The following is a 26,648-nucleotide window of genomic DNA, read 5'->3' on the forward strand; positions in this document are numbered from 1 at the left end:
CTCCAGTTCGGAAGAATGGATTCCGTTCTGTTACTTCCGTTTGACTTCTTCCATGATGAACGCTTCGATGACATCATCGACTTTGATATCATCATATTTTTCAATCTTAATTCCACACTCATAGCCAGTAGCGACTTCTTTGACATCATCTTTGAAACGACGAAGTGTATCGAGTTTTCCTTCGTAGATGACGATACTGTCACGAACGACACGGACGCCTGCATCACGCGTCAACTTACCTTCTGTGACATATCCACCTGCGATCGTACCGACTTTCGATACTTTGATGACATCGCGGACTTCAGCTTGACCGATGATTTTTTCAACGAATTCAGGATCAAGAAGACCTTTCATCGCTTGCTCGATTTCTTCGATTGCGTTATAGATGATCCGGTGAAGACGAATTTCGACTTTCTCCTGATCCGCCATTGATTTCGCGTTACCATCCGGACGAACGTTGAATCCGATGATGATCGCATTCGCTGCCGAAGCAAGGATGACGTCACCTTCCGTGATGGCACCGACACCTGAGTGTACGATGTTAATTTTAACACCTTCGACATCAATTTTCTTCAATGAACCGGCTAAGGCTTCAACTGAACCTTGTACGTCACCTTTGATGATGATGTTGAGGTCCTTGACTTCGCCTTCTTTAATACGATCGAAGAGATCTTCTAAGCTGACTTTCGCCGAATCACGACGTTGTGCTTCGATTTCACGCTGGTAACGCGCTTCACCGATTTGGCGGGCTTTTTTCTCATCTTCGAATGCGAAGAATTGATCGCCTGCTTTCGGTACGTCGTTCAAACCTGTGATTTCGATTGGCGTCGATGGTCCAACTTCTTTAACACGACGACCGATATCGTTGACCATTGCCCGGATACGACCGAACGTGTGACCGACAACGATTGGATCCCCAACACGAAGTGTCCCGTGTTGTACGAGAAGCGTCGCGACTGGACCGCGTCCTTTATCGAGTTTCGCCTCGATGACTGTTCCGCGACCGTTCATTTCTGGTGTTGATTTGTATTCTTGTACTTCTGAAACGAGAAGAATCATTTCGAGCAATTCATCAATGCCGTCACCTTTAAGTGCTGAAACGGGTACGAAGATCGTATCGCCACCCCAGTCCTCTGCAACGAGTTCGAACTCTGTCAATTCTTGTTTGACACGGTCTGGGTTTGCGCCTTCTTTATCCATCTTGTTGACAGCAACGATGATTGGAACGCCAGCTGCTTTCGCGTGGCTGATCGCTTCTTCTGTCTGTGGCATGACACCGTCATCCGCTGCAACGACGATGATCGCGATATCCGTGACATCTGCTCCACGTGCACGCATCGTCGTGAACGCCGCGTGACCTGGTGTATCGAGGAACGTGATTTTCTTGCCGTCGATCTCAACTTGGTAAGCACCGATGTGCTGTGTGATCCCGCCAGCTTCGCCTGCAGTAACCTTCGTGTTACGGATCGAATCGAGCAATGTCGTTTTACCGTGGTCAACGTGTCCCATGATCGTAACGACCGGTGGACGCTCAGACAATTCGTACTGGTCGAGATTCAATTCGTACTGATCAAAGTCCGTCTCATCGACTTGGACTGTCTTCTCGACTTCAAAGCCGAACTCTGTCGCGAGAAGTTCCACTGTCTCGTCATCAAGATCTTGGTTGATGTTCGCCATGACACCGAGACCCATCAATTTCATGATCAGTTCATTCGGTTTTTTCGCCATTTTTTCAGCGAGTTCACCGACTGTCAAGTTGTCAGAGTATTGAACGACGTTTGCCATCGCCTCTTCTTGTGCACGGCGAGCAGCTTTACGTTGACTCGACTTCGAGTTCGGATCCGCTACTTCAAGTTTACGCGGTTCTGCTTTCTTTTGGTTCGGACGACGTTTGCCGCCACGGTTGTTACGGTTGCCGAATTCTGGGCGTCCGCCTTTGCTATTACGTGATTGGTTACCTGCTGGTTTGTTTGTACTTCCTGGTCGGTTCGGTTTATTATCTGATTTCACTTGTTTTGGAGCCTCCGTCTTTTGAGCCCGATATTTCTCGGGATTAAATACTTGATCGAGTTGCTGTACTGTCTGTTCATCTAATACTGCCATATGATTCTTGACTGGTTTCTCCAGCTTTTCAAGCTGGGTGATGACCTGCTTACTTGTTACATTTTGTTCCTTGGCGAATTCGTATACACGTTTACCCAAAGGATCCACCTCCAATTAGTCGTTCGAGAGGAGTTCAGTTAGCTTTTTCGCAAATCCGGCTTCATTGACTGACACGACAACACGCGCATCCTTTCCTAATGCTTGACCGAGAATCGTACGGTCGGCGACTTCTAGGTAAGGAACCTGATAACTCGTACATTTATCTGTGACTTTCTTACGCGTGGCAGCCCCCGCATCTGCTGCTAAAAGAACAAGCTTCGCTTGCCCTCCTCGTACTTCTTTCAGTACGAGTTCTTCTCCCGTCGTCACTTTTCTAGCTCGATTCGCGAGACCGAGAAGGGATTCCCATTTACTCATTTGTACCTCCCGCGATTTCAAGCAATTCATCGTATAAGGCATCTGTCGTCTTGACCTTTAAATGATGATCAAGCGTCCGTTTTTTCTTCGCCGTCGCAATGACTGCCGCATCTTTCGATAAATAGGCACCTCGCCCATTCATCTTACCATTTAAATCGATGACGACCTCTTGTTCAGGTGTCCGGACGACACGAATTAATTCTTTTTTCGGTTTCATTTCTTGTGTGATGACACACTTACGTAATGGTACCTTTTTTTGCACGAATTATTCCTCGCCTTCGACTTGGACCGCTTCTACTGCCGGCTCTTCCGTCGCGAAGACATCTTCGAGATCCATCGCTTCCGCTTCAGACTCGCTCTTGATGTCGATTTTCCATCCTGTCAATTTCGCTGCGAGACGTGCGTTTTGACCACGTTTCCCGATTGCAAGCGACAGTTGGAAATCTGGAACGACGACGATTGTCGCTTTCGCTGGTTCGTTGACATAGACCGCAACGACTTGAGCTGGGCTGAGTGCGTTCGCGACATATTCTTTCGGATCATCCGAGTAACGAACGATATCGATTTTTTCCCCGTTCAAATCATTGACGATGCGTTGAACACGCGCCCCTTTTTGTCCGACACATGCACCGACTGGATCGATGTCGTCCGCTGCGACTGCGATTTTCGAACGGTCGCCCGCTTCACGCGCCACAGACTTGACTTCGACTTCGCCACTTGAAATCTCTGGTACTTCGATTTCAAAGAGACGTTTTAAGAGACCTGGATGTGTCCGTGATACGAGAATTGATGCTCCTGATCCTTTGACCATCGGATCAACCTTCGTGACGTACACCTTGATGCGATCACGAATCCCGAAACGCTCGTTCGGCATTTGCTCGTGTGTCGTCAAGACAGCTTCGATACCTTCTAGGTTGACGTACAAGTTGCGTGCATCTTGACGCTCGACGATACCCGTCATGATCTCGTCTTCACGATCCGCGAAGTGATTGTAAATGCGTTCGCGTTCTGCTTCACGCATTTTTTGTGTGACGATTTGTTTTGCTGTTTGTGCCGCAACGCGACCAAAATCGCCTGGCGTCACTTCGACTTTATGGAAATCGCCGAGTTCATATGTCGGATCGATTTCGTGCGCCTCTTCAAGCGAGAGTTGTTCCTCTGGTTGCGTCAATCGTTCGACGACTTCCTTGAGCGCGAAGACACGAATGTCTCCTGTCTGCTGGTCGAATTCGACCTTTACAGCCTCCGACTCTTTTCCGAAGTTGCGTCGGTACGCTGAAATCAATGCCTGTTCGAGCGCATCGATGATGATGTTCTTGTCAATTTCCTTCTCTTTCGCGATTTGATTGATCGCCTCGAGTAACTGTGGTCCCATCGTTCTCTTCCTTTCCGTCAGAACATTACCGCAAGTCGCGCAAGTGAAATCTTGTCGACCGGTATCTCAATTTTCAATTTTCTTGTTTTGACACGCACTTCGATTTCAAGCATCTCAGGTGTGTACGCGAGCAACGTTCCTTCGAATTCAACCGCATTCTTTACTGGATCGTGCGTTTTGATGTACACATGTTTCCCAATCGCCTTTTCGAAGTCCTCGTCTTTCTTCAGTGGACGTTCCGCTCCTGGACTAGCGACGTCGAGGTAATACGGCTCGTCGATCGGATCATTGTCATTCAATGCTTCCGATAACTGTTCATTGATTTTGACGCAGTCTTCAAGATCTACGCCACCCTCTTTGTCGATGGAGACACGTAGGAACCAATCCGCCCCTTCTTTGACGAATTCAACGTCGACTAGCTCCATCCCCTCTCGTTCGACGATTGGTTTTGCGAGCGCTTCGACCTTTTCCGTTACGTTCGTCATCTTCATCCTCCTTCAAAAAACAAACAAGAAAGGAGCAGGTCCCCCTACTCCTTCCAAGTCGTAGTATAAAAAACATTTCCTCACTCAATATAGCATAGGAAAGCGCTCAAAGCAAGTGTTCCTAAGGGCTTACAAGTCGAACAAGGAGAGCTGATTCTCGTCTGGTAACCCTTCGAGACAGCCTAGGTTATCGAGCGTCTCGATGATGGATTTCGATAACTTGGCGCGTTTTTGGAGATCTTCCTTTGAGAGGAATTCGCCGCCTTTACGTGCTTCGACGATTTGCTTCGCAGCATTCGTCCCTAGACCTGTCACGGCGTTAAAAGGTGGTAACAACGTATCCCCGTCAATGAGGAATTCCGTTGCACTTGAGCGATAGAGATCGACCTTTTGGAACGTAAAGCCGCGTTCAATCATCTCGAGCGCGATTTCAAGAACCGTGTACAACCCTTTGTCCTTCGCCGTTGCCTCGAATCCTTTATCCTTGATGTCTTGCAAAACTTTCCGAACAGCAGCAGAGCCCTTATTCATCGCACCGATGTCAAAGTCACCCGCACGTACCGTAAAGTACGAAGCATAGTAATACATCGGATGATGGACTTTATAATAAGCAATCCGGACAGCCATCAAGACGTAAGCGGCAGCGTGGGCTTTCGGGAACATGTACTTGATTTTCTTGCAGGAATCGATATACCAGAGCGGCACATCGTTCTCGATCATCGCCTCTTCCATGTCAATCGAGAGTCCTTTCCCTTTACGGACTGACTCCATGATTTTAAAGGCAAGTGACGGTTCAAGACCGGCGTAGATCAAGTAGACCATGATGTCATCTCGACAACCGATGACATCTTTTAGTTCACACGTTCCGTTGTAGATCAATTCGCTGGCGTTTCCAAGCCAGACATCCGTTCCGTGCGAGAGTCCTGAAATCTGAACGAGCTCCGAGAACGTCGTCGGTTTCGTCTCCTCTAACATTTGGCGAACGAACTTCGTCCCAAACTCCGGAATACCGAGCGTTCCGGTTTTTGAATCAATCTGTTCCGGCGTCACACCGATCGATTCCGTCGAACTGAAGATTTTCATGACTTCCGGGTCATCGACCGGAATCGTCTTCGGATCACGTCCCGATAAATCCTGTAGCATCCGGATCATCGTCGGATCATCGTGACCGAGAATATCGAGTTTGAGTAAGTTATCGTGAATCGAATGGAAGTCGAAGTGTGTCGTCTTCCATTCAGAACCCATATCGTCTGCCGGATACTGAATCGGACTGATATCATAGATATCCATGTAGTCCGGTACGACGATGATCCCTCCCGGGTGTTGACCAGTCGTCCGTTTGACGCCAGTGACACCACTGACAAGACGATCGACTTCCGCATTCCGATACGTCAGCTCATTCTCCGACTGATACCCTTTGACATAGCCATACGCCGTCTTCTCAGCGATCGTACCGATCGTTCCGGCACGGTAGACGTAATCGTCACCGAACAAGACTTTCGTATAGGCGTGTGCTTGCGGTTGGTATTCTCCACTGAAGTTCAAATCGATATCCGGTACTTTATCCCCTTTAAATCCAAGGAACGTCTCGAACGGAATATCATGACCATCCTTAAACAACGGGATATCACATTTCGAACAGGACTTATCCGGCAAATCGAATCCAGAACCAACGGAACCGTCATCAAAGAACTCCGATTCCTTACAATTCGGACAGACATAATGCGGTGGTAATGGATTGACTTCCGTAATCTCGGTCATCGTCGCAACGAGACTTGATCCGACCGATCCCCGTGAACCGACCAAATAGCCGTCGTCGAGTGATTTTTTTACGAGTTTATGGGAAATCAAATAGATGACAGCGAATCCGTGACCGATAATCGACTTCAACTCTTTTTCGAGTCGGGCTTCGACGATCTCCGGTAACGTCTCGCCGTAAATCCGGTGCGCCATATCGTACGACAGATTCCGAACTTCTTCGTCTGCCCCTTCGATCTTCGGTGTATAAAGATCTTTTGGAATGATATCGATGTTCTCGAACTGTTCCGCGACGGCTTGACTGTTCGTGATGACGAGACGTTCCGACACATCTGGTCCGAGGAACTTAAAGTCGTCCATCATTTCCTTCGTCGTCCGGAAATGCGCCGGTGGCAATTGTTTTCGCATGTTCAGCATGTTCGCTCCACCTTGCGTCCGGATCAAAATTTCTCGATACGTGGCGTCATGTTGATCGAGATAATGTACGTTACCAGTCGCGACTGGTAAGATGTCATGTTCTTCCGCGACACGGATGATCTTTTTGATCAGTTCGCGCAGTTCAAGTTCATTCTGAACAATTTCCCGTTCGATCAAATGACCATACATCGCTGGTGGTTGAATCTCGATGAAATCATAGAACTGCATCACTTTTGCTAAATCTTCGTCCGACTTATTCAAGGCGGCATCAAATACCTCGCCGTTATCACAAGCTGACCCGATGATCAATCCATCCCGATGTGCGATGAGTTGCGAGCGTGGTGTCCGCACGACACGGTGCACGTGTTTTGTGTGAGCAATCGAAATCAATTGGTACAGATTCTTCAAGCCCGTCCGGTTCTTCGCATAGACCGTCGCGTGGTATGGTCGTGCCCGCGAGATATCTTTTCCCATCTCTCGGTTGAGTGAGGCATGTGTCTTCATGTTGAACATCTCATCTGCCATTTGAAGCAACTTGACCATCAAATATCCTGTCGCTTCCGCATCATAAATGGCGCGGTGATGCTGCGTCAATTCGATGTCAAATCGTTTCGCGAGTGTGTTCAACCGGTGGTTTTTAAGTGTCGGCATCAGGACACGGGCTAACTCAAGCGTATCAATGACCGGTAAGACTGATTCATCGTGACCACCAGACCGGAGTGTCGCATTCAAGAATCCAATATCAAACGAGGCATTGTGGGCAACGAGAATCGAGTCGCCGACCCAGTCCATGAATTCCTTGACGACTTGTTCCGGGTCTGGTTTTCCCCGGACCATATCATCGGTAATCCCTGTCAAGTCAATCGTCGTCGCCGACAATAGATGCTTCGGATCCGCGAATGCTTCGAATTTATCGATGATATCACCATCGTGGATTTTAACAGCTGCAAGTTCGATGATCTTGTTGTACATCGCCGATAAACCAGTTGTCTCGACGTCAAAGACGACGAATGTCGCGTCATCCAAATTGCGCTCCACCGGATGGTAGGCGACTTGCACCCCGTCATTGACGACGTTTGCTTCAATTCCGTACAGTACCTTGATATCGTTTTTCTTTCCGGCATAGTAGGCATCCGGAAAACTTTGTGCACCGGCGTGATCCGTAATCGCGACAGCAGGGTGACCCCATTTTGCGGCACGCTCGACGTATTTTGTCACGTTCATGACGGCGTCCATCTGGCTCATTTGAGAATGCGCATGTAACTCGACACGTTTCTCGCCTGCCCAAGGGTCAGCAGGGGCTTCCATCTTCACTTCTGACAGTTGGGCAATCATCATACAGAGATCGCGCAGGAACGTATCGAACTCGACACGACCTGCTGCTTGAATCCACATGCCTTTTTTGATGGCTGAGAGGATTTTGACGTCTGTTTCGTCACGCGCAAACATTTTGACGACGAGCGAGTCCGTATAATCTGTCATCTTGAACGTAAAAATTGTCTTCCCACTTCGTAGTTCACGACTCTCAGCTGAGAAAACAAGACCACGGATCGCAATCCGTCGTTCCTCATCTTGAATCGTCTTGATCGGAACGATCTCATCTTGAATTGGTTTCCCGATCCGGATTTCGACAGGGCCATCATCGTCATCTCGCGATTGTTCCCGTTTGAATTGCAACTCGAGCATCCGTTTTGCTTCTTCCATGTCTTCCTGTTTCACCTGATTTCGCAACGCTTCTTGTTTCGATTCGTTGATCTGAACAATCGGTTCACAGTTGAATTTTGGGAATCCGTAAGCACTATAGAGTAATTGTAATTCCCCACATAAGCTACTCTTTAAGAAACCTGCTTCCGGTTCACTTCGGACCGGAATGAATAGTTTCTGTTCTTTAAACTCCGGTAAGACACGCCCGAGTTGTGTCCGCATTGCCGATGAGACATCTGCGAGATCCTGCACGACATATGGCCAGTAATCATGATACATCCGTTCATCTGGACGGCTATCTGCGTGTAATATGATTTTGACTTCGGCAAATTGCTGATACCGACTTGTCAAACGACTCGTAAAGAGTTGATAGACGTTTTGGGGTAAAACATGTGGCAAGCGAATTTCAAATGTCCAGGTTGCCTTTGCTTTATTGACGCGAAGCTTCTCGAGAACTGCTTCGTGAAAGTATTCTTCAATGATACCGTTCGGTAATTCCAAGTCACTGAGCAACAGTGACATGCGTTGTTGTGTATCCACTCGCAATTGTGCTGTCTGATCGCTTCACACCGTGACAGCAACTCCTCCTCCTCTTGCGGATTGCCCAAGGGGCGAATGGGTGTGAGACAAGAAAACAGTCACTTTATGAAAAGTGACCGTCTCCATTCTTTATTCTAAACCTTCATAGAGTGAACGAACAGCCTCAACGACTTGTTCCTGTCCAACTTCTTCTGCATCGCCACCACGACGGGCTTTTAATTCGACGATTCCTTCTGTCGCTTTTTTCCCGACGTTCAAGCGAACCGGTAGACCGATCAAATCAGCATCGGCGAACTTGACACCTGCTCGTTCTTTCCGGTCGTCAAGCAAGACGCTGAATCCTGCAGCCGTCAACTCACGGTATAGTGTCTCTCCGAGTTCGAGTTGTTCTGCATTTTTACCGTTGACGACGATTAAATGAACATCGTATGGCGCGATTGCTTTTGGCCAAATGATTCCACGCTCATCATAATGTTGTTCAACGACTGCCGACAATGTCCGCGAGACACCAATGCCGTAACAACCCATGATGAGAGGTTGTGCTTTACCGCCCTCGTCGAGGAACGTCGCTCCCATTCCTTCTGAGTAACGTGTTCCGAGTTTGAAGACTTGACCGACTTCAATCCCGCGAGCGAACTTGACTTGACCGTTACCGTCTGGTGACGCGTCACCTTCTTCTGCGAAGCGCAAGTCTGTATATTCTGCTTCGAAATCACGGCTTGGGTCGACATGGATATAATGCGTTTCCGCTTTATTTGCACCACAGACAGCGTTCGTCAAGGCACGAATCGCGTAGTCCGCGACGACCTTCATATCTGCCCCGATTGGTCCAAGTGTTCCAGGCGTTGAGTGAAGCGCTGCTTCAATCTCTTCGTCGCTCGCCATCGTGATGTCGAGTGCACCGAGATAGTTTTTCAACTTGATATCGTTGACTTCGTGATCGCCCCGGACGAGTGCCATGACAAGCCCTTGCTCCGTCTTGAAGATGACGGTCTTGATTGATTCGTTTGCTGGTAAATTCAAATGTGCGCTGACCGCTTCGATCGTCTTCGCATCTGCCGTATGCACTTCTTCAAGTGCTTCTGGTGCTTTGTCTTGCTTCGGATAGGCGTCGATCGACTCTGCCATCTCTAAGTTTGCCGCATAGTCCGACTGATCCGAATAGACGATCGTATCTTCACCGATTGCTGCTAACGCATGGAACTCATGTGTTCCACTACCACCTATCGCACCTGAGTCAGCGACGACTGGACGGAACTCAAGACCGACACGTGTGAAGATCCGCGAGTACGTATCAAACATGTTTTGATACTCTTCGTCTAAGCTCTCTTGTGAAGAATGGAACGAATAAGCGTCCTTCATGATGAACTCACGACCACGTAATAAACCGAAACGTGGACGACGTTCGTCACGGTACTTCATTTGAATCTGGAAGAGATTGACCGGTAACTTTTTGTACGAGTTCAATTCATCACGAACGATCGAAGTGATCAGTTCCTCGTGTGTCGCTCCGAGCGCGAACCGGCGATCATGACGATCCGTCAAGCGCATTAATTCAGGTCCATAGATATCCCAGCGTCCTGTTTCTTCCCATAGTTCAGCTGGTTGAATCGCTGGCATGAGCAATTCTTGCGCACCCGCCGCTTCTAATTCCTCGCGGATGATCGTCTCGATGTTTGCGAGTACTCGTTTTGCGAGTGGTAGATACGAATAGATCCCAGCGGCATTTTGACGCATGAATCCTGCACGAAGCAAGAGTTGGTGACTGATGGCTTCTGCATCAGATGGTACTTCACGCAACGTTGGCATGAATAGTTTTGATTGTTTCATAATGAGTCACGAACTCCTTTGACTGAGTGATTAATTAAAAGAATTTTTGAATGTCGTTCCAAGTGACGACGAGCATGAGTAGCATCAAAAGCGCGAAACCGACGAAGTGAACCAATCCTTCTTTTTGAGGATCAACTGGTTTACCGCGTAAGGCTTCAAGGAAGAGGAACAACAATCGTCCTCCGTCAAGTGCTGGAAGTGGCAATAAGTTGAAGACTGCTAAGTTGACGGACAACAATGCTGTCCATGTCAATAGCATCGAGAACCCACTATCTGCGACCTGATCGGTCATTTTGACGATCCCGACTGGTCCTGATAATTGATCGACGCCGACGACACCCGTCACGAGATCTCCAACAGCTCCGACAATGAGCGTCGACATCCGCCATGTTTCTGAAACTCCGGTTTGGAGTGCTGTCCCGAATGATTTTTCTGTCTCATTCGTGACGCCGATGATGCCGACCTTCTGTTCTCCTTGCTGTTGTACTTTTGGCGTGATTTGTGTTGTCGTTTCTTTCCCATCACGTTCGTATTTCACTTCTGTCGCTTTACCGGCACGATCTTGGAATCCAGCACGTAAATCAGTCCATTTGGCTGTATCCTGACCGTTGACCGAGACAATCCGGTCACCTTCAACAAGTCCAGCTTGATCGGCCGGAGAACCCTTTTGAACTGTTCCGATGACGCTGTCCCCCGTTGGAGAGCCATTATATAAGGCAAGACCGAACAGGATAACGAACGCGAGGACAAAGTTCATGAACGGTCCTGCAGCGATCGCAAGGACGCGCTTCCATACGGATTTCGAACCGAATGTACGATCGTACGGTGCAATTTGTGTCCGTGTCTGACCTTCAACGAGAAATGCTGTCGGTGAAACGGGGTAGCGAACCGATGTCTCGTCTTGTAATCCAACGAGTTCGAGTTGACGCAATAAGTCAATCCGTTCGACAGTAACGACTTGGTCGACTTGTGGCTGATCCGCATCGAAATAAATCGTCTCGATGACGCCGTCCTTTAACTGTAATCCGACGGTTTGACCTGATTTGATCTCAACGAGTTCCGGTTCTTCACCCGCCATCTTGACGTAACCGCCGATTGGCAACAGACGTACCGTATACAACGTCTCATTCTTAAACACTGAAAAGATCTTCGGTCCAAATCCAATCGCGAATTCCCGACAGAGAATACCTGCCCGTTTCGCCATCACGAGATGACCCCATTCATGGACGGCGACGAGTACACCGAACATCAGCACGATTGAAATAAAGGTCGTCATTACTTATCCCATCCTTAGTTAGCGAATGTAAGAGACGATACGAACTCACGCGCCCATCGATCAGCCTCAAGGATTTGATCCAAGGAAGGCTCCTCGATAAGTTCATGAGCTTGAAGCGCCGCCTCAACGCTCGCTTCGATTTCTAAAAAGCGAATGTCTCCTTTTAAGAAGCGATCCACCGCTTGTTCGTTCGCAGCATTGAGTACTGATGGCATCGATCCGCCGGCTTGACCTGCTTCAAAAGCAAGTCGCAACAACGGATAACGCTCAAATGAAGCATCAGCAAAGTGTAGGCGTCCGATTTCCTTTAAGTTTAACCGTTCTCCCCCTTGAATTTCAAGGCGGGACGGATATGTAAGAGCGTACTGAATCGGTTCTCGCATGTCAGGCATACCAAGTTGTGCCATGACCGCACCATCGTTGAATTCGACCATCGAGTGGATGATGGATTCACGGTGAATGACGACATCGATATCTGCATAATCGACATCAAATAACCAATGTGCTTCAATGACTTCGAACCCTTTGTTCATCATTGTCGCAGAATCAATCGTGATTTTTGCTCCCATCGACCAGTTTGGATGCGCTAGTGCTTGTTCGACCGTAACATTCGCTAACTCATCCCGCGTTTGGTCGCGGAAGCTACCACCTGAAGCCGTCAAGATGATTTGACGCACATCTTCACGACGTTCCCCGTTTAAGCATTGGAAAATCGCCGCATGTTCACTGTCAACTGGTAAGATCGTCACGTTTTTCTCACGTGCCAACTTCATGACAAGATGACCTGCCGTGACGAGTGTCTCCTTATTCGCAAGACCAATCGTCTTACCCGCCTCGATTGCAGCAAGCGTTGGACGTAAGCCAACAGCTCCTACGACCGCTGTAATGACCGTATCGACTTCGGGATGCGTCACGACATCAAGCAATTTTTCTTCACCGACAACGATCGTTGGCTGATAAGTCAAGTGTTGCTCGAGTTCTTGACGTGTCGTCTCATCTTGGACGCCGACAAGCATCGGTTGCAGACGGTTCAACCACGGTATGGCGACCGTCGTGTTTCGACCAAATGCAAAACTCGTCAATTCAAAAAGGTCTGGATTAGCCGCAATGACATCGAGCGTCTGCGTACCAATCGATCCTGTACCACCGATGATACTGATTTTCTTCATAATGAAGTGCCTCCTCAAGCAAAGATATCAAGTACGACGAGGACCGTAAAGACGATCATCATGCTGTCGAACCGATCTAGAATACCACCATGACCCGGTAGTAACGTTCCAGAATCTTTCACACCATAATGGCGTTTGTAAGCAGACTGGACCAAGTCACCAAGTTGCCCAACGACGGCAACGATGATGGCAAGGACAATGACTTTCCCAAAACCGACTGTCGGTTCGATACCTTCAAATACGACACCGAGTAAGATGGCAAGCAGTACGCCACCGACTGCCCCTTCGATCGTTTTGTTGGGACTGATCGACGGCCACAGTTTATTCTTACCGAATCGTTTCCCGACGAAGTAAGCGCCTGAATCCGTGAACCAGATCAAGAGGATAATCAACAGTGACCACGTTAATCCGTGTTCGAGTAAGCGGATATAGGCGAATGATGCAAAACCGACACCGACATACACGGCCGTCAGCAGTAAAAACGCAACATCATCGAACGTAAAGACATTTTTTGAGAATACGTTCCAGAAGAGACCGATCAATAAAATGATCATTGCCCAAGCGATTGGCGAAAGTCCGATCGGAAGCGTCTGATCGACTGCTTCTTCATAAATACCAACGAAAGGCAATAACGTCCCAATACCAAACAGAATCCGAGGAACGCGTGAGCCGCTCCATTGTCGCATCCGAACGAGCTCGGTATATCCGAGAAGCGTTAAGATTGCCATAAATGCTAAAAAGGGAAGTCCGCCGAGATACAGAAGTGCCAAAAAGATAGCACCAGCCCATATCCCTGTGATGATTCGAGTTTTCATAAGCTAGTTCCTCATTTAATCAGACGCCACCGAATCGGCGTGTCCGTTGATTGTAATCTTCAATTGCTGCTAAGAAAGCATTTCGGCGAAATTCTGGCCACAAGACGTCTGTGAAATAAAACTCCGCATATGCCGCTTGCCAAAGTAAAAAGTTCGATAACCGTTGTTCACCACTCGTTCGAATGACGAAATCGACGTCGGTTACGGATCCTGTCATCAACTCGCGTTCAATCGTCTCCGTTGTAATCGCATCCGGTGACAGTGTTCCTGCCTGAACCTGTTCGCCCAGTTTTTGCATGACTTGAACGAGTTCATCGCGTCCTCCATAATTCAGAGCGAAAATCAGACGAAGTCCTGTATTATGTTGCGTATCCAGTTTCGCTTGTTCCACTGCCTCACGTGTGAAATGAGGGAGGCGTGATACTTCTCCTGCTACCTCGACTTTAACATTTTGCGCGTCTAACTCTTTTAAATCCGACTCTAAGAATTGCGCCGGCAGCTTCATGAGAAAACTCACTTCTTCTTCCGGACGCGTCCAATTCTCCGTCGAGAAAGCATATAATGTCAGACTCTTAATGCCGAGTTCATTTGCAACCCGAACGACTTCACGAATCGATTTCATACCTTCGCGATGTCCCATGATACGCGGAAGTCCGCGTTTTTGTGCCCATCTACCGTTTCCGTCCATGATGATAGCGACATGCTCTGGTACCCGATCATAGGTTTCGGTTTCTTTCGTCTGATTCAACCATTGAAACATCCGCACTTCCTCCTCTCTCAATTATGAAGAAAGGGACTCTTCGTGTGACAAAGAGTCCCCCCCATGACGATCCGTCGCGTCATACTTCCATGATTTCTTGTTCTTTTTCCGTTGCCGTCTGATCAAGTTGTTTAACGAACTTGTCTGTCAACGTCTGAACATCTTCTGTGTATCCACGCAGATCATCTTCTGTCAATGCACCATCTTTTTCTTGTTTCTTTAACTGCTCGTTCGTATCACGACGAATATTACGGAGGGCAACTTTACCTTCTTCCGTATACTTCTTGACGAGTTTGACGAGTTCCTTCCGGCGCTCTTCCGTTAATGGTGGAATCGCAAGACGGATGACCGTACCATCAGACGACGGCGCAAGACCAAGATCAGCACGTTGAATCGCTTTTTCGATTTCGCTGACCATTGATTTATCCCAAGGAGTGATCAAGATCAGACGTGCTTCTGGTGTGTTGACGTTCGCTACTTGATTGAGCGGTGTCGGTGAACCGTAGTATTCGACTTGAACGGGATCCAAAATCGCAACGTTTGCACGACCTGCGCGGAGCGTCGCAAGTTCTTTCTTAAGTGAAAGATGTGCTTTCTCCATCCGTTCTTCGGCTTGTTTTAAGATTTCTTTTGACATATTATTTCCCCCTTACGATTGTCCCGATTTCGTCACCGATGACGACACGTTTGATGTTACCTTCTTCCATCAACGAGAAGACGATGAGCGGGATGTCATTGTCCATACAAAGTGAAGTTGCTGTAGAATCCATAACTTGAAGTCCATCTTTTAAGACGTCCAAGTAAGAGAGCGTCTCGAATTTCTTCGCTTCTGGATCAACATTCGGGTCAGCTGAGTACACACCATCGACGTTGTTTTTCGCCATTAAGATGACCTCTGCTTCGATTTCAGCTGCACGAAGAGCAGCTGTCGTATCTGTCGAGAAGTACGGGTTCCCTGTACCTGCTGCAAAGATGACGACGCGTCCTTTTTCAAGGTGACGCATCGCACGGCGGCGGATGTACGGTTCTGCTACTTGGCGCATCTCGATAGATGTTTGGACGCGTGTCTCGACACCTACATCTTCCAAGCTGTCTTGAAGCGCAAGCGAGTTCATGACTGTCGCTAACATCCCCATATAATCGGCGTTGGCCCGGTCCATCCCAAGTTCTGCACCTGTTTTGCCACGCCAAATGTTTCCAGCTCCGACGACGACCGCTACTTCAACGTTCAGTTCAACTAATTCGCGAATCTGTTCCGAGATAGATTTGACGATGACAGGATTGATTCCAAACCCTTGATCTCCTGCGAGCGCTTCTCCGCTCAATTTTAACACAATCCGGTTATATTTCGGTTGCATGACTATGTCCCCCTTGCTAAATTCCGTAAAAAAGGAACACGAACCACTTCCACACGAAAGTGGATTGAAGCATACGTGTTCCTTCTCTTGTCATCAGGATGATCCCGATTCTTATTTTTTAAGTTGGTTCATAACTTCTTCAGCGAAGTTCTCTTCGCGTTTTTCCATACCTTCTCCAACTTCGAAGCGTACGAATGACACGACTTTACCGCCTTTAGACTCTACATATTTACCAACTTTGAAGTCTGGATCTTTGACGAACGTTTGATCGACAAGGCAGATCTCCTCGAAGAACTTGTTCATACGACCAACGATCATTTTTTCAACGATGTTAGCTGGTTTTCCTTCGTTCAATGCTTGCTCAGTGAGGACTTTTTCTTCACGTGCTTTTTCTTCTTCTGTGACAGAAGTACGGTCAACGTAAAGTGGACGTGCTGCTGCGATGTGCATTGCAACGTCTTTTGCAACTGTTTCGTCTGTCGTACCTTCGATGACGACAACTGAACCGATGCGTCCACCCATGTGGAGGTAAGAACCGAAGACTGCATCATCTGCTTTTGTGAAGAGCGCTACACGACGGAGTGAGATTTTCTCTCCGATTGTTGAAGCTTCTTCTGAGATGTATGTGTCGATTGTTTTACCTGCTTCATATTCAGAAGCAAGAGCCGCTTCAGCTGTTTCTGAACCGTTACGGAGAACAGCGTTTGCGATGTTTTGAACGAGCGTTTGGAAACGTTCGTTTTTTGCAACGAAGTCTGTTTCTGAGTTGATTTCGACGAGTGCCGCTTTGTTGCCATCAACTGCAACTGCAGTCAATCCTTCAGCTGCGATACGATCGCCTTTTGCTGCTGCTTTAGCGATTCCTTTTTCACGCAAGAAATCTACTGCTGCATTCATATCACCGTCAGTTTCAACGAGTGCTTTTTTGCAGTCGAGCATACCTGCACCTGTTTTTTCACGAAGTTCTTTAACCATTGCTGCTGTAATAGCCATTCGATATTCCTCCTTATAACATCCTTAGTTTCAAAAAAAAGGTGATAAAAGGTCGATTCCCTTTATCACCTGGCATCACGAATTACTCAGCGTCTGCTACTACTTCTTCAGTAGTTTCAGGTGCTACGTTATCTTCGCCTTGTTTAACTTCGAGGATTGCGTCAGCCATTTTACCAGTGAGCAATTTGACTGCACGGATCGCATCGTCGTTCGCTGGGATGACGTAGTCGATTTCGTCTGGATCACAGTTAGTATCAACAATCGCAACGATTGGGATGTTGAGTTTGTGTGCTTCTGCAATCGCGATACGCTCTTTGCGTGGGTCAACGATGAAGAGTGCATCCGGAACGCCTGGCATATCTTTGATACCGCCAAGGAATTTCTCAAGACGAGTCATTTCTTTTTTAAGAATGATGACTTCTTTTTTAGGAAGAACTTCGAATGTACCGTTCTCTTCCATTTTTTCGAGTTGTTTCAAACGGTTGATACGTTTTTTGATTGTAGAGAAGTTCGTGAGAGTTCCACCTAACCAACGTTCGTTGATGAAGTATTGACCTGCACGGATCGCTTCTTCTTTCACAGTGTCTTGAGCTTGTTTTTTCGTACCAACGAAAAGAACGTTTCCGCCTTCAGACGCTACTTCACGGATGAAGTTATATGCTTCGTCTACTTTTTTGACCGTTTTTTGAAGGTCGATGATGTAGATTCCGTTCCGTTCTGTGAAGATGTATTTTGCCATTTTTGGGTTCCAACGGCGTGTTTGGTGACCGAAGTGTACACCAGCTTCTAACAATTGTTTCATCGAGATTACTGCCATGATGAATTCCTCCTTTTGGGTTTTGGATGTCCTCCGCGATGATCGTCTGTCCAGCTAACCTATTAAAGGCACCGCAGCTGGCGATACATGCGTGCGTAATTAACACCGTAGACTAATATAGCATAAAGATTACCGAGGGGCAACCTTCGTTTGATGAGAAAGTTTAGCAATCAAAGCCACCTCGCCGGTCCCCCGATTCAAAGATCGTGCAAGCGTCTCAAGATCTGCTCCTTCTCGTAGCGCCTGCTTGATATCCGTTAACGATGGTTCCTTTGAAACGGACCGTTCGACTTCGACGGTTTCTAGCTTCTCATTTGTAGCAACCTGCACTATTTGTAAAGACGCATCCGGTACTTGATCAACGGGTTCGGTTGTCTCATATATAGATGTATCCGTCATGGCGTTGACGTGCTCCATGAAATGTAATAACACTTGTTCCGTCTCGTTTTTTTCGCGTTCTAAATGTGTGATCCGGTCTTTGAGCGCCGCCTGCTGACGAAATAAAACTAGCAGGGCATAACAGACGAGTGCAGCTAATAAGATATAAACGACAGTCATAATTCTCCCTTTCACATGGCGACACGATCTGCTAAATAGGCACTTCCGAGCGCATTTTTCAACTTACGAAGCGCTTTGGAATGGATTTGCGAAATACGGGAAGTCGAGAGTCCGAGAACTTCACCAATTTCAGTAAGCGTCAATTCCTCATAGTAGAACAAAGAAACGACAAGTTGTTCTTTTTCTGATAACCCTTCGACTTCCTCTGCCAGTTTAGCAATCAACTCACGCATTAACAACATATCTTCTGGTGTAGCGGTATCCGGATCAAGATAGGAGACGGTCATCGCTTTTCCCTCATCTTGTAACGTGACTGCTTCATCGATCGATAATACATTCGCGAAATAACTTTCTGCTAACGCACCCTTGACCTCGTCTGGTGTCATATTGACGATAGAAGAGACTTCTTCTATCGTCGGCGTCCGTTGCAAGGATTGTTCTAGGATCTCGACAGCTGCCTCGACCCGCTTTGCTTTTTCGCGTAAGGAACGTGGTAACCAATCGATTTTACGAAGCCCATCTAAAATAGCTCCTCGAATCCGAAAGGCGGCATACGTGTCGAATTTATTATTATGATTTTGATCGAATTTTTGAAGCGCATCGTACAATCCCATCATCCCTAAACTTTTCAACTCGTCTCGATCGACACTTTTAGGCAATGTCGCACTTAAACGCTGAACGTGGTATTGAACAAGTGGTTCATAATTGTGAAGTAACAGGTCTGCCACCGCAATATCGCGTGTAGTCAGCCATCGATCCCAAAGTTGTTGTAATTCCTCACGCATGACCATTCCTCCTCTAGATTTCCAGCGTCCCGACATTCACCGTCCGGATGACGAGACGCCCTGATTGTGAGTGGAACTCGATCGTTCGTCCATTCGTGCCGCCAACATCTTCAGCAACGAGTGGAATTTTGACTTGTTGAAGCATTGCTTTGACCGCAGCGATGTTTCGCTCACCGATCCGCATTGATTCATGTTCATATTTAAATTGAAACATCTGAGCCCCGCCAGCAATCTTCGCACGTAATCGGATGGCACCACTTGCTCGAAGTTGGCGGGCTACTTCTAAAATTGCCGTATCGGCAAACTTCCCGACTTCAAGCTCCCGATTCCGACTGATAGCTGAATCAGGTAACATGACATGTGCCATACTCGATAACCCTTGTTCCTGGTCGTAGATGACAACGCCTACACACGATCCAAGACCTGCCGTTCGTAAAATGACGGGGTGCTTACTGATGGCGTACTCCGCAATGCCAATCCGTACGATTTCATCCATTCATGTCCACACCCAATCGTTCAAAGACCGTCTGAAAGGCGTTAGCTTCAGGCAACAAAAGTAAATGTCCGGTCAAATCGTTTCCTGCACTAGACAAGTGCGTGTCAATATAGACAGCCATATTTCCAGGAGTCGTTGATTCAAGTAAGGCTACTTCAAGTAACGCACCTACCATATCAAACGCCGATGCAGGAACACTGACATGTAACGATAAGTTAAGCCAATCGGAGATAGCCCGAGCATACGCTCCTATTAAAATATTCCCAATTTCTTCCCATGCGGAAACCCCCATTTCGTGGGATTCAGAAAAAAAGTGGAATTCCGTCTGCATCAATTGACTCACAAGTTTTTCTGCATCGCGTAGTGGCATCAAAAAGAGTAACGTGGCTTGAATGTCTCCAGAAAAACGTAATAATGCACCAGCAGTATACGTCTCAGCCCCTCCACTTCGCTCGACGATCGTCGTGAAATCCTCCAGCTCAGTGGAAGGAACTTCGATCTCAATCGGCTGTCCGAGTAAAGTAGAAAGTGCTGTTGCCGCGTGACCGGCTCCAATGTTGCCGACTTCTCTTAAGATGTCACGTTCGTTTGGGTTAAGCATGAACAATGTCCTCAAATAAGCGATTCGGTTCAATCAACGAGAACAATTGCTGATCGCCTTTGGCGACTGCAGTCAAATATGAGGCATCCTCCTGCTTTTGTTCACTGAGCGGTTCAATGCGAACATCCGTTGATTCGACGACTTCGTTTGCCCGGTCGACGATGAATCCAGCATCTCCATGCTCTAAAGTGGCGATGATGATGCGTGTCTCTTCTGTCTCTTTCGCTAACTCGAATCCAAGACGAGCACGCAAATCAATCACGGGCGTAACGACACCGCGTAAATTGATGACTCCTTTGACATAAGATGCAGCGTTCGGAATCCGCGTGATCGGGATGAGCCGTTCGATTGAACGAACAGACTGTACATCAATACCGTATGCATTATCTTCTAATTGAAAAACAACCCATTTTTGTTCCATCTTCGTTCCCCTCACTTCCGTAATAGTGCATTGCTGTCAATGATCAACGCGACTTGCCCGTCTCCAAGAATCGTCGCACCAGAAATGGCACGGATTCCTTCAAGATAACTGCCAAGTGGTTTCATGACGATCTCTTGTTGACCAATCAATTCAGATACAATCAAACCAGCTAATTTTTCACCACTCCGGACGACGACGACCGAATAGGCTTCTGCCTCATGTTGCGGCAACCCATAAACCTCATTTAACGAAATAAGCGGAACCAACTGCCCACGGAAATCAAATACTTTTTCCCGGTGTGCTTGTAGAATGGCTGATTTACGTAAAGAGGTTGTTTCGATGATGGCAGTCAATGGAATCGCATACGTCTCTTGTCCGAGTTCTACGAGCATGGCTGAGATGATCGATAGCGTCAGTGGTAAACTGATTCGGAAAATCGTTCCTTCTCCTCGACGTGTCTCGACGAACACTTCTCCGCCCAGTGACTCGATCTTCGATTTGACGACATCGAGACCAACACCACGACCAGACAAGTCGGTGACTTCTTCTGCCGTTGAGAAACCAGGTGCAAATAACAGCATCGAAGCCTCTTCCATCGTTAATTGCATTGCTTCTTCTTCCGTGATCAATCCTTTTTCAATCGCGATCCGTGTGACACGTTCGTGATTGATACCGGCTCCATCATCTTCAATCTCGATGAAGACCCGGTTTCCTGAGTGATAAGCACGTAGTGAAAGATTTCCTTCGACCGGCTTATTTGCTAAAATACGTTCTGCCTTGTTCTCAATCCCATGATCAATGGCATTTCGGATCAAGTGGACGAGTGGATCACCGATCTCATCGATAACTGTACGGTCAAGTTCCGTCTCGGCACCCGTAATGTGTAATTTGATATGTTTTCCGACATCTTTCGAAACGGAACGCACCATTCGTGGGAATCGGTTGAACACTTGTTCGATCGGCATCATCCGTAACGTTAGGACGAGCGATTGCAATTCATTCGTACCTCGTTTGATCCGTTCGACCGTATCTGTCAATTCAGGTGAGCTGACTTCTGCTGCAATACGCTCCAAACGTCCGCGATCGATGATGAACTCTTCGAACAGGTTCATCAAACGATCGATTCGCTCGAGGTTAACACGAATCGTTTTCGAAGCGACAGGCGCAGATAGGTCTGTCTGGTCGGATGATTCTGGTGAAGCTACTGATGCAGAGACTGATGTCGTCACAGGAACTTCCTGCGGCAGTGTGGACGTCGCCACCTCCGCTTCAGGTGTTGTCTCGAATGTGTCGATCGTTACTATCGCAACTTCGGATACAGAAGCAATCGCTTCTTGAATCGTCACCTGATCTTGTTGCGTCACGAACAAGACTGAGAACGTCGTCTCAAAATGCTCCTGCTCCAGTTCATCAGATGTCGGGTTCGATAAGATGACATCTCCGAGTTGTTGTAAACGATCAAACACCATATAAACGCGTGCCGCTTTTAAGATGACGTCCGCCGAGAGTTCGACGTGGACGATATACGCTTGATAACCGGATGCAATCGATTGTTTGACGACTGCCTCCGAGTAAACGTCGCACTCAAAGGTTTGTGAAGCAACTATAGGTGTAACTGGAACGATTTCTTCTTGCTCGGGACGAATGAACTGCTGTAAACGTCCCACTGTTTCAGTGACGTCAAGCTTTCCTTTCCCACCTCGACTGATGTCTTCTACCATCGTCTCTAGTTGCTCGGCGGCTACGAAGAGAACATCGATCAGTTCAGCAGTAGCAGGTTGTTTTTTCGATCTGACTAAATCAAGGGCACTCTCCATCTCGTGCGTTAAATCAGAGATTGCGTCGTATCCCATCGTTCCTGCCATTCCTTTTAACGTATGGGCAGAACGGAAAATTTGATCGATGACCGCCTCGTCGTCTAGCCGCTCCTCAAAAACTAATAAGCTTGTATTGATTGCTTGTAAATGCTCCATCGCCTCATCGAGGAACAACCCTACATATTCATTTAAGTCCATGACTGATACCCTCCTTTAATCTTAACGGACATGATCTTTTCTTTTTTTCAGACGATGTAACAATCGATCTAAAAACTTCCGTTCCTTGACTTGTACACCTGTTAACGATGTCGTGATGTGATCGAGCCGCCAACTGACGTCGCTCGTTCGATCCATTAAATAAAATGGCATCTGTGCCTTGACTGCTTTAACGACTGTCGGATCTTCTGGTAAAAAACCGGTAAAGCGAAGAGGTTTTTGCAAGAACTGTTGGCTGACAAGTGCTAATCGATCAAACGTTTCAAGCGCTTCCCCACCATTCGTCGCCCGATTGACAACAACGGAAATCGGAAGATCCGTCGCATGATGGTGTGCCAGTTTGACAAACGCATATCCGTCCATGATCGAAGTCGGCTCTGGCGTGACAATCAACCATGCTTCGTCTGCACTACTGATGAAATCAAATGTCTGATGATTCGCACCGGCTCCTAAATCGAGTAACACATAGTCATATTCATAGAAAAATTGGAACTCCCGTAGAAGGAACATCACGTCTTCCTTCGTCAGATTCGTCAATTCTGCAAAACCACTTCCGCCATGAATGAAATGAAGAGACGGAGACTGTTCCACGATTGCGTGCTGGAGTGATTCTCGTCGTTTGACGCATTCCATTAAAGATGATTTCGACGTTTTACCGAATAGAATCCCGATGTTCGCCATTCCAATATCAAGATCAATCAAAAGCACTCGTTTTTCTTGCAACGATAATGCCACGCCAAGATTCACCGCGACATTCGTTTTTCCGACGCCACCTTTTCCACTCACGATGGCAATCGTCTTCGTTTCCTTGACGGTCACTTTAGATCGTAAGACACGTGCTTGATCTTCTCGCATCATCTCATCCCTCTCTCGACAATCATTCGGGATAACTCATCCGCCGTAGCGAACGTGATGTCTTCCGGCACTTCTTGCCCCGTCGTCACACAATAGATCGGCAACTTCGTCTCGGTCGCGAGTCCGAATATCGACCAGAGTTCACTTGTTTCATCTGCTTTCGAAAAGACGATTCCAGATAAGGGAATCTTGCCGAAACGGTCGTGGATTTGTAATAAATCTCGGTATTTCGAGGTCAAACTAAGAACCAAGAATACATCCGTATCCGCAAAATCATGCCGACTTCGTAACTGCTCCACATACGCTTCGTCTAAGAAATTTCGCCCCGCTGTATCGACAAGTACGATGTCACACGATGCTAACGCCTGCTTGGCTCGTTCGAAATCATCCAAGTCATATGCGACATGAATCGGAATGCCTAATATGTCTGCATATGTTTTTAATTGTTCAATCGCTGAGATCCGGTATGTATCGGTCGTGATGAGTCCAACTCGTTGATTTTTAATGAGAGCATGGTGAGCAGCAAGCTTAGCGATGGTCGTTGTCTTTCCGACACCAGTCGGTCCTGTCAACATGACATACCGTGCAGTCGACGGTGTGACGCGTAATGACGCTTTCACTTCTTCCGTCAAGAGATCCGTTAACTCCGTTTGTTGTGTTTGATAATACGCAGTCAATAACCGTTCGTGTAATCGTTCAGATACCTGCTGTAACGCTGGTTCAGCCAGTAACGGCGCATAATGTCGCAATTCTTTTGGCAATGGTCGCTCGCCGACCGTAACAATCGTCGGACGCACTGGTACTGGTTGGATAATTTCCACAACCTCCTGTCGACTCGTTGCTTGCTTCGAGACGACAGGTTCGCTTGAGACATGTTCATCCACCGATGCAACCAATTCCACTTTTTTCTTCGCAAATAAACCAAAGAATCCGCCCACTTTGATGTGGCGAGTATTTAATATAATGGCATCGTTCCCGAGTTCGCGTTTGATCCGTTCCATGGCCTCGCTAACAGAATCCGCCGTGACTTTTTTGACTATCATCTCTTAAATCACCCCAATACTCTTGACTTCGATCGTCGGCATTAATTCGTTATAGGACAAAATCGGAATATCTGGAAAATAGCGTTCTGTCAATTGACGAACGAACATCCGGATACTTGGAGAAGTCAGGATGATCGGATGCGCCCCGTATCGTTCGAATTCCATTGCTCGCTCTTGCAACGTCTCGATGAAACGTGTCGCCTTTTCGGGATCAAGCGCTAAATAATTACCGAACTCAGTCTTTTGGATGGCCGACTGGATATCCAGTTCCATCTCACTTGAGATCGTCACGACGTGCAAGACATCTCCTTGCATGACCTGTTCCGTAATTTGACGCGATAAGGATTGACGAACATATTCCGCGAGCAATTCGCTGTCTTTCGTCACAGCTGCATAGTCTGCGAGCGTTTCGAAAATCAATGGTAGATTTCGAATCGAGACTTTTTCTTTTAGTAATTGAACGAATACTTTTTGAAGTTCACCGATCGATAACAGCTGTGGTGTGACTTCTTCGACTAGAATCGGATGCGATTCCTTCAAATGGTCGACCAATTGTTTCGTCTCTTCTCGTCCGAGTAATTCAGCGGCATGTTTCTTCAAGAGCTCCGTCAAATGTGTCGCGACGACAGATGGTGGATCAACGACCGTATACCCTGACATCTCTGCTCGACTACGTGTCTGTTCATCAATCCAGAGTGCTGGCATACCAAAGGCTGGTTCGACCGTTTCGATACCTCGAATTTCTGGATCATCGACACCTGGGCTCATCGCTAAGTAATGATCCAGTAAAAGCTCACCACTTGCCATCTCACTTCCGCGAATCTTGATTCGATACTGGTTCGGGGATAACTGCAGATGATCGCGAATCCGAACGGTCGGTAGAACGAATCCAAGTTCAAGCGCTAGTTGCCGACGAATCATGACGACACGATCGAGTAAATCGCCGCCTTGGGCTTCATCAGCGAGTGGAATCAATCCGTAACCGAATTCGAATTCAATCGTATCGACATTGAGTAAGGAAATGACTGATTCGCTTGATCGTAAGTTTTCACTCGGTGCTTCTTCAACCGCAACTTCTTCTTGCATCGTCTTCGTCGTCTGCTTCATCCGCCAAGCGAAGAAGCCGAACAGGATTGCAATCGGCATCGTGACGTAATCGGGAATCGCCGTGAACAATCCGAGTAAGAAGATCGCCCCAGCTGCGATTCCGACAAGTAAAGGTGTCCGTGCCAATTGACCGATGACATCTTCACCGAGGTTTCCGTCTGAAGTCGAGCGCGTGACGATGATCCCGGTCGCCACCGAAATTAAAAGGGCTGGAATCTGACTGACAAGTCCGTCTCCGACCGTCAGTAACGTATACAGTTTGACTGAGTCCGCCATCGGTAAACCTTGCTGAACGACACCGATGATCATACCGAAGATTAAATTGATGATGACGATGATGATCCCGGCGATCGCATCTCCTTTAACGAACTTCGAGGCACCATCCATCGCACCGTAAAAGTCTGCTTCAGATTGGATTTTTTGGCGGCGGGTCCGAGCTTGTAATTCATCGATCATACCGGAATTCAAATCGGCGTCGATTGCCATCTGTTTCCCTGGCATCGCATCAAGCGTAAAACGTGCCGACACTTCTGAGACCCGTTCCGAACCCTTCGTGATGACGAGGAACTGGATTAAGACGAGAATCAAGAATACGACGAAGCCGACGAGGGCATTTCCGCCGACGACGAAATCACCAAATGCTTCAATGACTTCGCCACCGTTTCCGTTTGACAGGATTGCCCGTGTCGTCGAAACGTTAAGCGCAAGACGAAACAAGGTAACGATCAATAACAATGTTGGAAAGACAGAAAACTCTAGTGCCTCTTTGGCATTCATCGCAACGAGCAATACCATCAAGGCAATGAGAATATTGATGATGATTAAAAAATCGAGCATGATAGCGGGCAGTGGAATGACGAGCATGAAGACGATCATGATGACGCCTAGCAGGACCGTTAAATCTCTTGTTGATATACTCATGATGCTTCATC

Annotated in this window: 24 protein-coding genes; all 24 read right to left on the reverse strand. The window is 47.4% G+C overall.

Translation table 11 applies throughout. The annotated features are described in order from the left end of the window. Nucleotides 1-30: 30 nt before the first annotated feature. Nucleotides 31-2,202 carry a translation initiation factor IF-2 gene (gene infB / locus ASG02_RS07005; protein ID WP_035407064.1) on the reverse strand — a complete coding sequence of 724 codons (2,172 nt, stop codon included), beginning with the start codon at nucleotides 2,200-2,202 and terminating at the stop codon, nucleotides 31-33. Between the two features lie 15 nt (nucleotides 2,203-2,217). Then, the gene (locus ASG02_RS07010; protein WP_023468681.1) at nucleotides 2,218-2,520 is read right to left on the reverse strand and encodes a YlxQ family RNA-binding protein; all 303 of its coding nucleotides are present in this window, start codon (nucleotides 2,518-2,520) and stop codon (nucleotides 2,218-2,220) included. After that, nucleotides 2,513-2,782: an RNase P modulator RnpM gene (rnpM, locus tag ASG02_RS07015; protein ID WP_023468682.1), complete on the reverse strand. Its 270-nt coding sequence runs from the start codon at nucleotides 2,780-2,782 to the stop codon at nucleotides 2,513-2,515. The genes ASG02_RS07010 and rnpM overlap by 8 nt, the downstream gene beginning before the upstream one ends. A 3-nt stretch (nucleotides 2,783-2,785) precedes the next feature. After that, entirely contained in the window at nucleotides 2,786-3,895 is a 1,110-nt protein-coding gene (gene nusA, locus ASG02_RS07020) for a transcription termination factor NusA (RefSeq protein WP_023468683.1), read from the reverse strand. A gap of 17 nt (nucleotides 3,896-3,912) precedes the next feature. Further along, on the reverse strand, nucleotides 3,913-4,380 hold the full coding sequence (rimP, locus tag ASG02_RS07025; RefSeq protein WP_023468684.1) for a ribosome maturation factor RimP: 468 nt from the start codon (nucleotides 4,378-4,380) through the stop codon (nucleotides 3,913-3,915). A 129-nt stretch (nucleotides 4,381-4,509) separates the two neighbouring features. After that, nucleotides 4,510-8,781 carry a PolC-type DNA polymerase III gene (locus tag ASG02_RS07030; RefSeq protein ID WP_197026226.1) on the reverse strand — a complete coding sequence of 1,424 codons (4,272 nt, stop codon included), beginning with the start codon at nucleotides 8,779-8,781 and terminating at the stop codon, nucleotides 4,510-4,512. A gap of 147 nt (nucleotides 8,782-8,928) precedes the next feature. Then, nucleotides 8,929-10,629: a proline--tRNA ligase gene (locus tag ASG02_RS07035; protein ID WP_035407061.1), complete on the reverse strand. Its 1,701-nt coding sequence runs from the start codon at nucleotides 10,627-10,629 to the stop codon at nucleotides 8,929-8,931. A 34-nt stretch (nucleotides 10,630-10,663) separates the two neighbouring features. Continuing rightward, nucleotides 10,664-11,905 (reverse strand): RIP metalloprotease RseP, encoded by a 1,242-nt coding sequence (rseP, locus tag ASG02_RS07040; RefSeq protein WP_056062204.1) that lies wholly within the window; start codon nucleotides 11,903-11,905, stop codon nucleotides 10,664-10,666. 14 nt (nucleotides 11,906-11,919) lie between these two features. Beyond that, nucleotides 11,920-13,074 (reverse strand): 1-deoxy-D-xylulose-5-phosphate reductoisomerase, encoded by a 1,155-nt coding sequence (locus ASG02_RS07045; protein WP_035407056.1) that lies wholly within the window; start codon nucleotides 13,072-13,074, stop codon nucleotides 11,920-11,922. A gap of 14 nt (nucleotides 13,075-13,088) precedes the next feature. After that, complete coding sequence (locus ASG02_RS07050; protein ID WP_035407053.1) at nucleotides 13,089-13,889, reverse strand: phosphatidate cytidylyltransferase; 801 nt, start codon at nucleotides 13,887-13,889, stop codon at nucleotides 13,089-13,091. Nucleotides 13,890-13,908: 19 nt separating this feature from the next. Then, nucleotides 13,909-14,649 carry an isoprenyl transferase gene (locus ASG02_RS07055; RefSeq protein WP_035407050.1) on the reverse strand — a complete coding sequence of 247 codons (741 nt, stop codon included), beginning with the start codon at nucleotides 14,647-14,649 and terminating at the stop codon, nucleotides 13,909-13,911. A 79-nt stretch (nucleotides 14,650-14,728) separates the two neighbouring features. Continuing rightward, entirely contained in the window at nucleotides 14,729-15,286 is a 558-nt protein-coding gene (gene frr / locus ASG02_RS07060; protein ID WP_023468691.1) for a ribosome recycling factor, read from the reverse strand. Between the two features lies 1 nt (nucleotide 15,287). Beyond that, complete coding sequence (pyrH, locus tag ASG02_RS07065; protein WP_029342047.1) at nucleotides 15,288-16,007, reverse strand: UMP kinase; 720 nt, start codon at nucleotides 16,005-16,007, stop codon at nucleotides 15,288-15,290. A 111-nt stretch (nucleotides 16,008-16,118) separates the two neighbouring features. After that, entirely contained in the window at nucleotides 16,119-17,000 is an 882-nt protein-coding gene (tsf, locus tag ASG02_RS07070) for a translation elongation factor Ts (protein WP_056062207.1), read from the reverse strand. Between the two features lie 82 nt (nucleotides 17,001-17,082). Next, a complete protein-coding gene (gene rpsB / locus ASG02_RS07075) occupies nucleotides 17,083-17,817 on the reverse strand; it encodes a 30S ribosomal protein S2 (protein ID WP_012370721.1) in 735 nt (244 codons plus the stop codon). A gap of 129 nt (nucleotides 17,818-17,946) precedes the next feature. After that, nucleotides 17,947-18,375: a hypothetical protein gene (locus ASG02_RS07080; protein WP_056062209.1), complete on the reverse strand. Its 429-nt coding sequence runs from the start codon at nucleotides 18,373-18,375 to the stop codon at nucleotides 17,947-17,949. An 11-nt stretch (nucleotides 18,376-18,386) separates the two neighbouring features. Then, on the reverse strand, nucleotides 18,387-19,160 hold the full coding sequence (locus ASG02_RS07085) for a FliA/WhiG family RNA polymerase sigma factor (RefSeq protein WP_035407044.1): 774 nt from the start codon (nucleotides 19,158-19,160) through the stop codon (nucleotides 18,387-18,389). Nucleotides 19,161-19,173: 13 nt separating this feature from the next. Beyond that, nucleotides 19,174-19,656 carry a chemotaxis protein CheD gene (locus ASG02_RS07090; protein WP_056062212.1) on the reverse strand — a complete coding sequence of 161 codons (483 nt, stop codon included), beginning with the start codon at nucleotides 19,654-19,656 and terminating at the stop codon, nucleotides 19,174-19,176. Further along, a complete protein-coding gene (locus ASG02_RS07095; protein WP_056062215.1) occupies nucleotides 19,649-20,257 on the reverse strand; it encodes a chemotaxis protein CheC in 609 nt (202 codons plus the stop codon). The genes ASG02_RS07090 and ASG02_RS07095 overlap by 8 nt, the downstream gene beginning before the upstream one ends. Further along, nucleotides 20,250-20,678 (reverse strand): chemotaxis protein CheW, encoded by a 429-nt coding sequence (locus ASG02_RS07100; protein ID WP_035407036.1) that lies wholly within the window; start codon nucleotides 20,676-20,678, stop codon nucleotides 20,250-20,252. The genes ASG02_RS07095 and ASG02_RS07100 overlap by 8 nt, the downstream gene beginning before the upstream one ends. Before the next feature lie 11 nt (nucleotides 20,679-20,689). Continuing rightward, nucleotides 20,690-22,693 carry a chemotaxis protein CheA gene (locus ASG02_RS07105; protein WP_056062217.1) on the reverse strand — a complete coding sequence of 668 codons (2,004 nt, stop codon included), beginning with the start codon at nucleotides 22,691-22,693 and terminating at the stop codon, nucleotides 20,690-20,692. A gap of 21 nt (nucleotides 22,694-22,714) precedes the next feature. Beyond that, nucleotides 22,715-23,569, reverse strand: a complete 855-nt coding sequence (locus ASG02_RS07110; protein ID WP_056062221.1) for a MinD/ParA family protein — start codon at nucleotides 23,567-23,569, stop codon at nucleotides 22,715-22,717. Then, nucleotides 23,566-24,609 (reverse strand): flagellar biosynthesis protein FlhF, encoded by a 1,044-nt coding sequence (locus tag ASG02_RS07115; RefSeq protein WP_035407027.1) that lies wholly within the window; start codon nucleotides 24,607-24,609, stop codon nucleotides 23,566-23,568. Before ASG02_RS07115 ends, ASG02_RS07110 begins: the two co-directional genes overlap by 4 nt. Before the next feature lie 3 nt (nucleotides 24,610-24,612). Then, on the reverse strand, nucleotides 24,613-26,637 hold the full coding sequence (gene flhA / locus ASG02_RS07120; protein ID WP_035407024.1) for a flagellar biosynthesis protein FlhA: 2,025 nt from the start codon (nucleotides 26,635-26,637) through the stop codon (nucleotides 24,613-24,615). Between the last annotated feature and the right edge of the window lie 11 nt (nucleotides 26,638-26,648).

Origin of the sequence: Exiguobacterium sp. Leaf196 (genome assembly GCF_001423965.1) — a bacterium.
Classification (GTDB): Bacteria; Bacillota; Bacilli; order Exiguobacteriales; family Exiguobacteriaceae; genus Exiguobacterium_A.